The organism is Streptomyces sp. NPDC041205, from assembly GCF_055591765.1.
Map to the genome: position 1 here is coordinate 96,510 of NZ_JBVIZH010000009.1, position 13,247 is coordinate 109,756.

The 13,247-nt window shown below is 70.8% G+C and carries 9 protein-coding genes; 3 read left to right on the forward strand and 6 right to left on the reverse strand.

Translation table 11 applies throughout. The annotated features are described in order from the left end of the window. Positions 1-106 precede the first annotated feature (106 nt). Positions 107-2,821, forward strand: a complete 2,715-nt coding sequence (gene acnA / locus ACZ6BG_RS31985; protein ID WP_469007741.1) for an aconitate hydratase AcnA — start codon at positions 107-109, stop codon at positions 2,819-2,821. A 74-nt stretch (positions 2,822-2,895) separates the two neighbouring features. On the opposite strand, the gene ACZ6BG_RS31990 is transcribed toward acnA, so the two are convergent. Next, positions 2,896-3,042, reverse strand: a complete 147-nt coding sequence (locus tag ACZ6BG_RS31990; RefSeq protein ID WP_469007742.1) for a hypothetical protein — start codon at positions 3,040-3,042, stop codon at positions 2,896-2,898. Positions 3,043-3,133: 91 nt separating this feature from the next. Between ACZ6BG_RS31990 and ACZ6BG_RS31995 the strand changes: the two genes are divergently transcribed. After that, the gene (locus tag ACZ6BG_RS31995) at positions 3,134-3,748 is read left to right on the forward strand and encodes a MerR family transcriptional regulator (RefSeq protein WP_469007743.1); all 615 of its coding nucleotides are present in this window, start codon (positions 3,134-3,136) and stop codon (positions 3,746-3,748) included. 62 nt (positions 3,749-3,810) lie between these two features. On the opposite strand, the gene ACZ6BG_RS32000 is transcribed toward ACZ6BG_RS31995, so the two are convergent. Beyond that, positions 3,811-4,203: a VOC family protein gene (locus ACZ6BG_RS32000; RefSeq protein ID WP_469007744.1), complete on the reverse strand. Its 393-nt coding sequence runs from the start codon at positions 4,201-4,203 to the stop codon at positions 3,811-3,813. 114 nt (positions 4,204-4,317) lie between these two features. Beyond that, positions 4,318-4,656, reverse strand: coding sequence for an ArsR/SmtB family transcription factor (locus ACZ6BG_RS32005; RefSeq protein ID WP_469007745.1), 339 nt, complete (start codon positions 4,654-4,656; stop codon positions 4,318-4,320). 131 nt (positions 4,657-4,787) lie between these two features. On the opposite strand from ACZ6BG_RS32005, the gene ACZ6BG_RS32010 reads away from it, so the two are divergent. Then, a complete protein-coding gene (locus tag ACZ6BG_RS32010; RefSeq protein WP_469007746.1) occupies positions 4,788-6,293 on the forward strand; it encodes an MFS transporter in 1,506 nt (501 codons plus the stop codon). 38 nt (positions 6,294-6,331) lie between these two features. Here ACZ6BG_RS32010 and ACZ6BG_RS32015 read toward each other — a convergent pair whose 3' ends face one another. From ACZ6BG_RS32015 to ACZ6BG_RS32025, 3 genes are all read right to left on the reverse strand, one after another. Further along, the gene (locus ACZ6BG_RS32015) at positions 6,332-8,386 is read right to left on the reverse strand and encodes a HEAT repeat domain-containing protein (protein WP_469007747.1); all 2,055 of its coding nucleotides are present in this window, start codon (positions 8,384-8,386) and stop codon (positions 6,332-6,334) included. Then, positions 8,387-9,106 (reverse strand): DUF7019 family protein, encoded by a 720-nt coding sequence (locus ACZ6BG_RS32020; protein ID WP_469007748.1) that lies wholly within the window; start codon positions 9,104-9,106, stop codon positions 8,387-8,389. Positions 9,107-9,225: 119 nt separating this feature from the next. Continuing rightward, positions 9,226-13,122, reverse strand: coding sequence for a GH92 family glycosyl hydrolase (locus ACZ6BG_RS32025; protein WP_469007749.1), 3,897 nt, complete (start codon positions 13,120-13,122; stop codon positions 9,226-9,228). Positions 13,123-13,247 lie beyond the last annotated feature (125 nt).

Consider the following 13,247-nt stretch of genomic DNA (forward strand, 5'->3'; position numbering starts at 1 on the left):
GCCGCTGGCGGTAAGGGTTACCTAACTAAGCCTTACCTTAGCTGATCGGCGAGAAGTTGTGACGGCAGGATGCGGTGGACTGCGCACATATATGAAGGAGACTGTCGTGTCGGCGAACAGCTTCGACGCCCGCGCCACGCTGCGCGTGGGCGACGAGTCGTACGAGATCTTCAAGCTGGACAAGGTCGAGGGCTCCGCACGCCTTCCCTACAGCCTGAAGGTTCTCCTGGAGAACCTGCTCCGCACCGAGGACGGCGCGAACATCACCGCCGACCACATCCGCGCGCTCGGCTCCTGGGACTCCCAGGCGCAGCCGAGCCAGGAGATCCAGTTCACGCCGGCCCGCGTGATCATGCAGGACTTCACCGGCGTGCCGTGTGTCGTGGACCTCGCCACGATGCGTGAGGCCGTGAAGGAGCTGGGCGGCGACCCGGCCCAGATCAACCCGCTGGCCCCGGCCGAGCTGGTCATCGACCACTCCGTCATCGCCGACAAGTTCGGCACCGCCGACGCCTTCGGCCAGAACGTCGAGCTGGAGTACGGCCGCAACAAGGAGCGCTACCAGTTCCTGCGCTGGGGCCAGACCGCGTTCGACGAGTTCAAGGTCGTCCCGCCGGGCACCGGCATCGTCCACCAGGTCAACATCGAGAAGCTGGCGCGTACGGTCATGGTCCGGGGTGGCCAGGCCTACCCCGACACCCTGGTCGGCACCGACTCGCACACCACGATGGTCAACGGTCTGGGCGTCCTCGGCTGGGGCGTCGGCGGCATCGAGGCCGAGGCCGCGATGCTCGGCCAGCCGGTCTCGATGCTCATCCCGCGCGTCGTCGGCTTCAAGCTGACCGGTGAGCTGCCCGCCGGCACCACCGCCACCGACCTGGTGCTCACGATCACCGAGATGCTGCGCAAGCACGGCGTCGTCGGCAAGTTCGTCGAGTTCTACGGCGAGGGCGTCGCCGCCACGTCGCTGGCCAACCGCGCCACGATCGGCAACATGTCGCCGGAGTTCGGCTCCACCGCCGCGATCTTCCCGATCGACGACGAGACGCTGAAGTACCTGCGCCTGACCGGCCGCGACGAGCAGCAGGTCGCGCTCGTCGAGGCGTACGCCAAGGAGCAGGGCCTCTGGCTGGACCCGGCCGCCGAGCCGGACTTCTCCGAGAAGCTGGAGCTGGACCTCTCCACGGTCGTCCCGTCGATCGCCGGTCCGAAGCGTCCGCAGGACCGCATCGTCCTTGCCAACGCCGCGCAGCAGTTCGCGCTCGACGTGCGCAACTACGTCTCCACCGCCGACGAGGCGGGCGAGGAGTCCTTCCCGGCCTCCGACGCCCCGGCCACCACCAACGGCGTTCCGTCGAGCCCGACCACGGTCACGGCCCCCGACGGCTCGACCTACGAGATCGACCACGGTGCGGTGACGGTCGCGGCCATCACCTCCTGCACCAACACCTCGAACCCGTACGTGATGGTCGCTGCCGCGCTCGTCGCGAAGAAGGCCGTCGAGAAGGGCCTGACCCGCAAGCCGTGGGTCAAGACCACCCTCGCCCCGGGCTCGAAGGTCGTCACCGACTACTTCGACAAGGCGGGCCTCACCCCGTACCTGGACAAGGTCGGCTTCAACCTCGTCGGCTACGGCTGCACCACCTGCATCGGCAACTCGGGCCCGCTGCCCGAGGAGGTCTCGAAGGCCGTCAACGACCACGACCTGGCCGTGACGTCCGTCCTCTCCGGCAACCGGAACTTCGAGGGCCGCATCAACCCCGACGTCAAGATGAACTACCTGGCGTCGCCGCCGCTGGTCGTCGCGTACGCCATCGCGGGTTCGATGAAGGTGGACATCACCAAGGACGCGCTCGGCACGGACCAGGACGGCAAGCCCGTCTTCCTCGCCGACATCTGGCCGACCGAGGCCGAGGTCAACGACGTCGTCGCCAACTCCATCGGCGAGGACATGTTCAACAAGTCCTACTCCGACGTGTTCGCGGGCGACGCCCAGTGGCAGGCGCTGTCGATCCCGACCGGCAACACCTTCGAGTGGGACACCGAGTCCACCTACGTCCGCAAGCCCCCGTACTTCGAGGGCATGCAGATGGACCCGGCCCCGGTCAAGGACATCTCCGGCGCCCGCGTCCTCGCCAAGCTGGGCGACTCGGTCACCACCGACCACATCTCCCCGGCCGGCGCCATCAAGGCCGACACCCCGGCCGGTCAGTACCTCACGGAGCACGGCGTGCAGCGCCGTGACTTCAACAGCTACGGCTCGCGCCGCGGCAACCACGAGGTCATGATCCGCGGCACGTTCGCCAACATCCGCCTGCGCAACCAGCTCGCGCCGGGCACCGAGGGCGGCTACACCCGCGACTTCACGAAGGAAGACGCCCCCGTCTCCTTCATCTACGACGCCTCGCGCAACTACATCGAGCAGGGCACCCCGCTGGTCATCCTGGGCGGCAAGGAGTACGGCTCCGGCTCGTCCCGCGACTGGGCCGCCAAGGGCACCGCGCTCCTCGGCGTCAAGGCCGTCATCACCGAGTCGTACGAGCGCATCCACCGCTCGAACCTCATCGGCATGGGCGTGCTGCCGCTCCAGTTCCCGGAGGGCCAGTCCGCCGACTCCCTGGGCCTCACCGGCGAGGAGACCTTCTCCTTCACCGGCGTCGAGGAGCTGAACAACGGCACCACCCCGCGCACGGTCAAGGTCAGCACCGACACCGGCGTGGAGTTCGACGCGGTCGTCCGCATCGACACCCCCGGCGAGGCGGACTACTACCGCAACGGCGGCATCATGCAGTACGTGCTGCGCAGCCTGATCCGCAAGTAAGCGGCCAAGGCGGGCAGTCGAGGGCCGTACCTCCCGGGCGTCGTCCGGGGGGTACGGCCCTTTCGCGCGTGTCCCTACGCGGTGACGAGGGGCACCGGTGCGCCGGAGCGCATCACGTGGTCGACGTGGATCAGGCGGGCGATGAACCGGCCGTTGTCCACGTTCGCGGCGATGCCCACGGTCTCCGCGTACGCGTACTCGACATGCTCGTCTGCTGCCATGAGGGAACCCTTCCGCCGCGAGGACGCGGCTGCTGAGGCTTGCCTGAGTGAGACCTTGTCTTCTCAAGTCGCCTTGGCGTCAACTGGGTTCATGGCGCCACGAAGTGTGGTCCTCATCGGTGAGGCGGCGGCTCTGTACGGCCTCGCGCCGTCCGCGGTGCGGTGGTGGGAGCAGCGGGGGGTGCTCGACCCGCCTGCCCGTGAAGGCGGCAAGCGGCTCTACGACGACATAGACCTGCGCCGCATCGGCCTCGCCTATCTGTGCTGTGTGGTCGGGCGGATGCCGCTGGACCAGGCCGCCGTCGTCACCTCCGGGACGGCCGCGCGCGACGCCTGGCGGCACGCCGTCGACGCCCAGCTCGCGCAAGTCGAGCGGCAGATCGCGCAGTTGGAGGCGGCCCGGGGGTACCTCCGCCATGCGCTGGGCTGCACGGACGACGACATCGCGGGGAGCTGCCCCGTCCTGGACGCCGAACTGTCCGCGCACGCACCGCGCGGGCGCTTCCCGGGCTCCGACCTCGTCACCGCCGCCCGCACGGCCCGCGGCGGGGCGGAGGGCGGGCCCCCGCGTGAGGAGAACGCGGGGGCCCGCCCTCCGTGTGACGAAAGTCCGGTGCGCTGCCCCGGCTGCCGGGGGCCGGTCACGCGGTCATCGCGCGGACGGCCCCGGACGTACTCCTCACGCGCCTGCCAGCAACGCGCCTAACGCGCGCGTCGTCACGAGTGATCAGGTCGGGGAGAAGTCCTCGACGGCCGGGACCGTGCCGCTCAGTCCGTCGGTCGGCCCCCGTACGGGACCGTGATCAGTTCCAGGGCGTGGCCCGCGGGATCCAGGAAGTACACGCCCTTGCCGCCGTCGTTGTGGTTGATCTCGCCGGGGCGCTGCTGCTGCGGATCGGCCCAGTGCCGCAGGCCGCGCGCCTGGATCTTCGCGTACGCGGAGTCGAATTCCGCCTCCGGGACCAGGAACGCGTAGTGCTGCGGAGTGATCTTGTCCGCGGGGATGGTGGCGAAGTCGAGCGTGACGTCATTGCTCAGGGCCACCGCGATGAACGGGCCCCATTCGCCTGCGATGTCGAGGTCCAGCAACTCCGCGAAGAACTCGGCGGACTCCCGGTTGTCACGGGCGTGGACGATCGTGTGATTGAGCTGAACTGCCAAGGAATGCCTCCGTGGGCATCTCCCGCACCTCCATGCCTCACCCAGGCGGTGACCGGCACGCGATGCTGGCGTGGATCTTAAGCGGGCTCCACGCGCGCTGTCGAGCGGATGCGGTCAGTCCTGTGCGGGCTCTCGGTCCTGCGCGGGCTCGGCGCCCACCAGGCCGAGCAGGCCGGGGAAGCGGTCGTCCAGGTCCTCGCGGCGCAGGACGGCCGTGCGGCTGTTGCCGTGGTCGACCATGCGGAGCAGGCCCGCCTCGCGCATCACCTTGAAGTGGTGCGACGTCGTCGACTTCGACACCGGCAACTGGAAGGACGCGCAGGTGCGTTCGGTGCCGTCGGGCTCGCGCAGGAACGCGGCGATGACGCCGAAGCGCAGGGGGTCCGCGAGGGCGTGCAGGACCGTGCGCAGGTCCATCTCCGCGGGCAGCGGGTGGCCTTCTTCGTCCGGCACGGCGGCGCTCCTCCCGTAGGTTCGACTTGCATCGTACCTCGGGTGCGTGCCAGGGTCAGGTCAGGTTCGATTCGAGTCGAACCTGATCGTGCCGCTCCACAGCCTGTCTCCTCCCTGGGGGTTCCTTCGTCATGCCCGAATCGTCGAAGAGCGCGGCGGCGACGCTGCCCGCGTCCACCGCACCGGACCCCGCGGCGGCCGCCGCGCCGAAGTCGCCGAAACCGCCGGTCGCGCCGCTCGCCGCGATCCTGCTCGCCGTCTTCGTCGTCCCGATGTCCATCTCCGGGACGGCGGTCGCCCTGTCCGGCATCGGCGCCGACACCCATGCCGGAGCGGCCCCGCTCCAGTGGGTGGTGAACGCCTTCAACGTGGCCTTCGCCTGCTTCACCCTCGTCTGGGGCTCGGTCGCCGACGTCGTCGGCCGGGTCAGGGCCTTCGCCGCCGGGGCCGCCGTCTACGCGGTCGCCTCGCTCGCCAGCGCGCTGGCCTCCGGCGTGCTCCTGCTCGACGCGGCCCGCGCCCTCGCGGGCATCGGCGGCGCGGCGATCTTCTCGTGCGGGGCCGCCATCCTGTCGACGGTGTACGAGGGTCCGGCGCGGGCCAAGGCGTTCGCGCTCTTCGGCACCGTGGCGGGCGTGGGCATCGCGGTCGGGCCCTCGCTCTCCGGGGTGCTGCTGCAGACGGTGAGCTGGCGCTGGGTGTTCGCGCTGCACGCCGTGGCGCTCGCCGTCGTCCTGCTCGCGGTGCCGGTGATCGCGCGGGCGGTGCCGCCGACGCCCCGTACCGGCGCGAAGGTCGACGTGCCCGGCGGCGCGGTCTTCGTCGTCGCCATGGTGCTGCTCACCACGGCCATCGTGCAGGGTTCCCAGTGGGGTTGGGGGAGCGCGGGCGTGCTCGGGCTCTTCGCGGGCGCGGTCGTGGCCCTCGCGGCCTTCGGCTCCGTCGAGAAGCGGCGCGCACACCCCCTCCTCGACCTGGGCCTGTTGCGCAACCGGCGCTTCCTCGCGCTGTGCCTGGTCCCGGTCGCCGGATCGTTCGGCTTCGTCACGATGCTCACGTACCTGCCGACCTATCTGACGGAGGTGACCGGGCGCGGCACCGGCGCGGCGGGCCTGATCATGGTCCTGCTCACCGCGCCGATGCTCGTCTTCCCGCTGCTCGCCGCCAAGTTGGTGGCCCGTGGCGTCTCCGCGCTCACCCTCATCTACGTCAGCCTCGCCGCCCTCGTCGTCGGTGACGCCGCCCTCACGGTCTTCGGGCCCGACGTGTCCGTCGCCGTCGTCGCCCTGCCGATGATCGTCACCGGCGCGGGCATGGCGCTCGCCGCGGGACTGGTCGACGGCCAGGCCCTGGCCCTGGTCGACCCCGCGAAGGCGGGCATGGCGGCGGGCTTCCTCAACACGCTGCGGCTCGGCAGCGAGGCGGTCGCGGTGGCGCTGTACGGCTCGGTGCTCACGACGCTCACCGCGTCACGGTCGTACGACTCCGCGTTCCATCTCGTCCTCTGGGGGCTCGCGGCGATCTGCCTGGTCCTTGGCCTTGTCGTCTTCGCGCTGATGGGCGGGCGCGGCGCCGCCGAGCCGGGCGCCGATCCGCAGGAGGGCCTGGACCAGGGGGGCGTGGGGCGCGGCCGGTGAGGCGACCCGCGGATCCTCGGCCCCGGTGCGGGATCGGCCTACGGCCCGAGGCGGATCCCCCGGGCCTCCGCTATGGCGTTCACCGCTGCGACGTGCCAGTCGTAGAAGTGCTCCCTGCGGCGGCAGTACGCCAGCACGTGCTCGTGCGCCTCGTCGGTGCCGATCTCCAACAAGGCACGTACGGCGGCCTCTTGGGCCCTGAACCAGGCGTCGGGGCCGAGGAGCGACGTCAGGGGCGCGAGGCAGTCGGGTGTGCCGCGCACGGTCAGCGCGAGGGACGCGGCCTCCTGCGCCGGGCGCGACGGGGCGAGCCGTCCCGCGTTCACCGCGACGTGCCGTGCCGCCTCCGGCGGGGGCGGAGCCGCGGCGATCCTGGCCAGGACGGCGGTCGCCTCGGCTTCGGGGCGGGCGGCGAGCGCCGCGACGAGCAGGTCGGCCAGGTTCTCGCCCAGGTCGTCCACGCCGTCGGCGAGGGCGACGAGGACGGGCAGGGCGGGGGCGCCGATCCGGCCCAGGGCTCGCAGCGCGGCGCGGGCGACATCGGGGTCGTGCGGCCCGGCGGGGGCGGTGTCGTGCGGTGCCATGCCGTACGCGACGAACTCCCCCAGCGCCCGCACGGCCTCCGCGACGGGGAACGCGCCCAGGGCCGCCACCGCCCGCGCCCGCACCGCCTCGTGCGGCGAGCGCGCGCAGGTCAGCACGACCGGCAGGGTGTGCGGCGCGCCGATCAGGCCGAGGGCCCGCACGGCGCGGGCGCGCAGGGTGCCGGGTTCCTCCTCGTCCTCGGCCAGGGCCGTGAGGGGCGCGGCGGCCTCCGGGGGGCGTAGGGCGCCGAGCGCGTCCGCGGCGGCGGCGCGCACCGCCGTCGGGGCCGCGTCGTCCGTCAGGGCGGCCAGGAGCGCCGGCGCGGCCGCCGTGTGCCCGGCGGCGCCCAACGCCCGTGCTGCGCCGCGGCGTTGGGCCACTGTCCGGTCCTTGTCGGTGAGCAGTTCCAGGAGTTCCCGGAGCGGTGGCTTGGGGAGACGGGCGACGACGTCCGCCACGTCGTCGCTGATGCGCGCGTCTCCCAGCGCCTCCAGCAGGGCCTCGCCCGCCTCGGTGCGCGCGTACGCGGTGAGGGCCCGGGCGGCGGCCTTGCGCACGGTCGGCGCCGCCGAATCGCGCAGGTGGTGCCGGAGCAGGGCGTGGTACTCGCCCGGGTCCGGCACGCCGAAGAGGCCGGGCCGTTCCGCTACGCGAGCGCAGACTGCGGCCACGGCGTGGGGCGGGCAGTCGGGGTGGTGCGGGTCGTGTGTCGCTGTGCGGAGCACGTCCCACAGGTGGTCGCGGCCGTCCTGGGTTCTGGAGAGCAGGACGGTCGCGAGGCGGGCCGTTTCGGGGTCCGGGTCGCGTTGCGGGGTGTGGAGGAGCTGTTCGGCGGACGGGTACCTGCGCGCGGACGGCCAGGGGGCGTCGGGCAGCGCGTGGAGCGCCGTGACCGAGGCCCGGCGCAGAGGGGTGTCCGAGGCGGGGGAGTGCGCGAGGACGAGGAGGGCGGAGGTCGCGCGCGGGTCGCCGATCGCGCCGAGCGTCCGCACCACGTGGAGCGCGTGATCGGGCAGGTAGTGCCAGAGCGAGGCGAGGAGCCGGGGCACCGCCTCGGGCGGGCGCAGCCGGGCCAGCGCGTCGAGCACGAGGACAGCCGTGTACCTGTGCCGGTCGGCCGCCACCTGGTCGAGCACGTCGAGGAGTCCGCCGACGGCCTCCGGTCCGCCGATGGCGGCCAGGGCGGCGCACGCGGGCCGGTCCAGTTGCGCGCGGCCGTTCCGCTCCTCGAACAGCAGCCGCAGCAGCTCGGGAACGGCGCGGCGCTCCCGCAGCCGCCCCAGGGCCATGGCGGCCTGCCACCGCAGCCCGGGGTACGGCTCGTCCCGCCGCCGCAGACAGGCGAACAGCGCCTCCACGGCCTCAGGCGGACCCGTGCTCCGGCCCAGGAAGACGGTGGCCTCCACGGACACGTCGTGGATCTCGGACCGCGTGGCCCGGCACAGCCCCGCGACATCGCCGTCCATGCGCATCCGCACCAGATCGGCGAGCGACGACGCCTGCTCCACTCAGACCTCCCCGTCCACGGGCACCCGGTCCGACATCGCCACGTACAGCGGTGTCCCGATGACGACCGTCAGCTCCCGCCCGTCCGCCCGCGTCACGGTGCCGCGCATCAACTGCCGCGCCAGGAACTCGCAGTACATGGGCGGCACCGTCAACGCCTCGGCGACGCGCAGCACATCGTCCGTCACGCTCTCCCGGCTCGGCATCCCGAACCGAGAGCGGACGTTGAACTGGCGCTCCCATTCGGGTGGGATGTCCTGAAGCAGCCGGAAGATCGACGGCAGCCCCGAGAAGCCGACCCGGTGCATGTCGGGCGCAGCCTGATAGCCGATCAGATGGTGCGCCGACCCGATGAGCGCGACGACCGTGTCACCGTCGCGCCCCGTCATCAGCGTCGGCTTGTCCGCCTCGCCGTACCCCGCGATCCGCAGCCCCAGGTCCCCCCGGAACCAGGCCGAGGGCTCCGACATCCAGCTGACGTCGAACTCCCGTTCCAGATAGGCCTCCACGAGGTCGAGCCGGTCGTACGCACTGGTCTCGGCGCGCGGCGACTGCACGGCCACGCTCACGACCTTGAGGTCGACCTTGGCCTCGACGGCGAGCCGCCGAAGGAGCTTCGGCGGGATCTGCTCGTACAACATGTCCACCTTGGCGGTGGAGACGTAGACGTAGTACCGCACGCGTTGTGTGTCCTCGGAGTTGAGGGCCTTTGCCCGCACCATCTCACACACGTGTCTCCGGCGGCTCACCTTTGACGGCGCAGGCCGGCCCCGGCTCGTCGACGGAGGGGTCGACGGGCCGGGGCCGGGGTCTGTGGGGTGCGGATTCGCTCAGGTCGGGGTCAGCGGAGCAGTTCCACCTCCGAGAGGGTGCCCCGGCCCCCGGTGAAGACGAGGCGGTACTTCACGTACGACCCGGGGGCGCTCACCGTGAACGGGCGGGTCTGCCGGTCCCAGGCGAAGGACTGGCCGGACCGCTTGTCGACGGTCTTCCACTTCTCGCCGTCCGGGGAGCCCTGAAGGACCCAGCCGCGCGGGGCCTTGGCCTTGTCGGCCGAGGTGAGGGTGTACTGGACGGCCTTGGTGCGGCCCTGGACCGGCAGCACGACGGAGGCCGAATCGGCGTACGTGGTCGAGGAGTTGTCGAAGAGTTCGCCTTCGACCTTCAGGGCGTCCTTGCGCGGGGACGGCACCTTGTCGTCGTCCGTGACGGAGACCGGCTGGGCGTTCTTGCCGGTGCCCCACGCGGACGGCTTCGGGCCCATGTCGAACTCCAGGACCCCGCCGCGGGCGATGGCGGTGTGCGGCAGGGCGGTCGAGTTCCACTTCTTCCCGTTGACCTTGAGGCCCTGCACGTACACGTTCTTCGCGCTGTTCTTGGGGGCCTTGACCACCAGGTCCTTGCCGTTGTCCATGCGCACGGTCATCTTCGTGAACTGCGGCGAGCCGATGGCGTATTCACCGCTGCCCATGACCAGCGGATAGAAGCCGAGCGCCGAGAACAGATACCAGGCCGACTGCTCGCCGTTGTCCTCGTCGCCGTGGTAGCCCTGCCCGATCTCGCTGCCCGTGTACAGGCGGGACATGACCTCGCGGACCTTCTCCTGCGTCTTCGAGGGCTGCCCGGCCGCGTCGTACATGTACGCGGCGTGGTGCGCGACCTGGTTGGAGTGCCCGTACATGCCCATCCGCACGTCACGGGCCTCCGTCATCTCGTGGATGACGCCACCGTAGGAACCGGCGAACTCGGGCGAGGCCGTCTCCGGGGTGGCGAAGTACGTGTCGAGCTTCTTTGCCAGGCCGCCCCGGCCGCCGTACAGGTTGGCGAGGCCGCGCGAGTCCTGCGGGGCGGTGAAGGCGTAGCCCCACGCGTTGGTCTCGGTGTAGTCGTGGCCCCAGACGCGCGGGTCGAACTTGTCGGACGGGACGCGCCAGTCGCCCTTCTTGTTCTTGCCCTGGAAGAAACCGGCCTTGGAGTCGAAGAGGTTCACGTAGTCGCGGGCGCGGTTGAGGAAGTACGCGGACTCCTCCTTGTAGCGCTTCTCGCCCGTCTTCTTGTAGAGCGCCCGGCCCATCTTCGCGATGCCGTAGTCGTTGACGTATCCCTCAAGGGCCCACGACAGGCCCTCATGGGTCTCGGACGGGGTGTAGCCGAGGAACGGCGACGTGGTCATGCCCTTGCGGCCGTAGCCCGACTTGTCCGGCGCGACCGTCGCGTTCTTCACCGCCGCGTCGTACGCCGCCTTCGCGTCGAAGCCGCCCACGCCCTTCACGTACGCGTCGGCGAACGCCACGTCGGAGGACGTGCCGGTCATCAGGTCCGCGTAGCCGGGCGAGGACCAGCGCGACGTCCAGCCGCCGTCCTTGTAGTGCTGCACGAAGCCGTCGACCAGCTCGCCCGCCTTCTTCGGCGTGAAGAGGGAGTAGGCGGGCCACGTCGTGCGATACGTGTCCCAGAAGCCGTTGTTGACGTACGGCTTGCCCTCGACGATCTTCGCGCCGGTGTGGGTGGGCGTGTCCGGGCCGGTCTGCGGCGAGAACGGGGACGCGTACTTGTGCTTCGAACCGACCTTCTCGAAACCGGAGTTGGGGTACAGGTAGAGGCGGTACAGGCTGGAGTACAGGGACGTCTTCTGGCCTTCGCTCGCGCCCTCCACCTCGACGCGGCCGAGGAGGTCGTCCCACTTGTCCTGCGCCCGCTCCTTGACGCGGCCGAACGACGTGCCCGCCGGGATCTCCTCGTTCAGGTTGGCCTTCGCCTGGTCGACGCTGATCAGCGAGGTCGCCAGGCGCAGCGAGACACTGCGGTCCTTGCCGGGCTTGAAGCGGAAGTAGCCGGTGGCGTCCGTGGTGCCGCCGCCCGTCAGCTTGCCGCTGTCCGTGACCGGACTGTCGAAGGTGCCGTACACGAACATGCGCGTGGCGCCTGTCGACAGGCCCGACTTCACATCGGAGTAGCCCGTGACGATGCCCTTCTCCTTGTCGAGGGTCAGGCCGACGTTGTGCTTGGTGTCGCCCGTCTTCTCGATGTTGTCGAAGACGATGCTCGCGTCATCACCGGGATAGGTGAACTTGAACATGGCCGCGTGGTCCGTCGGCGTCATCTCGGCCTTCAGGCCGTTCTCGAACGTCACGCCGTAGTAGTGCGGCTTCGCCGTCTCCTTCTCGTGCCGGAACGGCAGTGCCCGCTTGGCGCGGTCCGCCTCCGGGGTGCCCTTCGCCACCGACGGCATCACCTGGAAGGTCTGCCGGTCGCCCATCCACGGGCTCGGCTCATGGCTCGCGCTGAACGCCTGCACGGTCGGCAGGTTGTCGTCGTTGTTGCCGCGGGCGTAGTCGTACAGCCAGCTTATGGAGCCCGCGTTGGTCACCGGCGTCCAGAAGTTGAAGCCGTGCGGGACGGCCGTCGCCGGGAAGGTGTTGCCGCGCGAGAAGCCGCCGCTGGAGTTCGTGCCGCGCGTGGTCGAGGCGTAGTCGGAGGGGCGCGCCTTGGGCTTCGCGGGCGGGGTCTCCTTCAGCGACACGTCGTCCAGCCAGCCCCGGAACTTCGCGGGACCCTTGGGGGAGTCGTAGCCGACGAGGATCCGGTCCACCGTCTTGCCTGCGGCGACCTCGCCGATCCGCCCGACGACGTCGTTCCACTGGTTGACGTAAAGCACCTTGGCATCGCCCTGCCCGCGCGGGGTCAGCGGGAAGCCGTGCTGGTCGGTGGCCTTCAGGTCGCTCAGATAGGTGCCGTCCGTGAAGGCCAGGTCGACCGCGACATTCGTGGCGTCGTAGTCCAGGTCGCCGTCCGCCATGGACGGGAAGACGCGGTACGACAGCTCCGTGTCGCGCCGCACGTCGACGTTCACGTCGAAGACCTTGTTGTACGAGAAGCCGCGCTGCTCGGCCGTGTGCGTGCCCGCGTACCGCAGCGCCTGCCTGCCGGTGAACCCGGCCCGCGCCTTGGCGGTCGGGGAACCCGCGGGGCCGCGGTCGATGAGGCTCAGCATGTCGTCGGGCGGGGCCGGGTTGTCGCTGCCGCCGACGGAGAGCTGCACGTCGGCGAGTTGCAGGGCGTCGCTCGCGCCGTTGTTGGCGGTGATGTCCAGGCGGTAGTGGGAGTACGCGACGGTGTTCTCGAAGTCGTACTTCTTCGTCGTGAAGGGGCTGGCGAACTTCTCGCCCTTGCGGGTGTCGAGGTCCTTCCAGTCCTTGCCGTCCGTCGAGCCCTGGAGCGTCCAGTCCTTCGGGTCGCGCTCCTGGTGGTCGTTGGCGGAGGTGAGCGCGTACGTCACCACCTTCGCGGGCTCGTCAAGATCGAACTCCACCCAGCCCGTGGGCTTGAAGGTCAGCCACTTCGTCGACTGCTCGCCGTCGACCAGCTTCTCCTTGGTCTCCCCGGCGCCCGCGTTCTCACCGCTCGCCCGCACGTCCACGACGTGGTCGTTCACGCTCCCCGGAATCCCGGAGCTGAAGCCGCCGTTGACCCCGCCGGCCTTCTTCTTGCCGTCGGCGCCCGTCTCGACCGTGTTCAGCCAGTCGGGCTGCGCGTCGTCCTTCTCGAACGAGGAGCTGAACTCCCTGTCCGCCCGCGGCGCCCGCTCCGGACCGGCCACGGCCGCGCCCTGCGAGGCGGCGAGCACCGCGAGCGCGGTGAGGCCGACGGCGGCGGTGGATCGGCGCCGGTGCCCCGCCGCGCCCGCGAGCGGGGCCGAGGCCCAGCGCGGTCTGTGTCCCCGAGGTCTGTGTCCCATCCCCTGAGTCCCCTCCAAGCAACTGTCCGGACAACGTTGTCAGTGGCTGCGCAGGGTCCAGTAGGGCGGTAAGTGGGCAGTGGTGTCAAGGGGGTTGAAGGGGGTTGTCGGGGGCTCTGTGGACG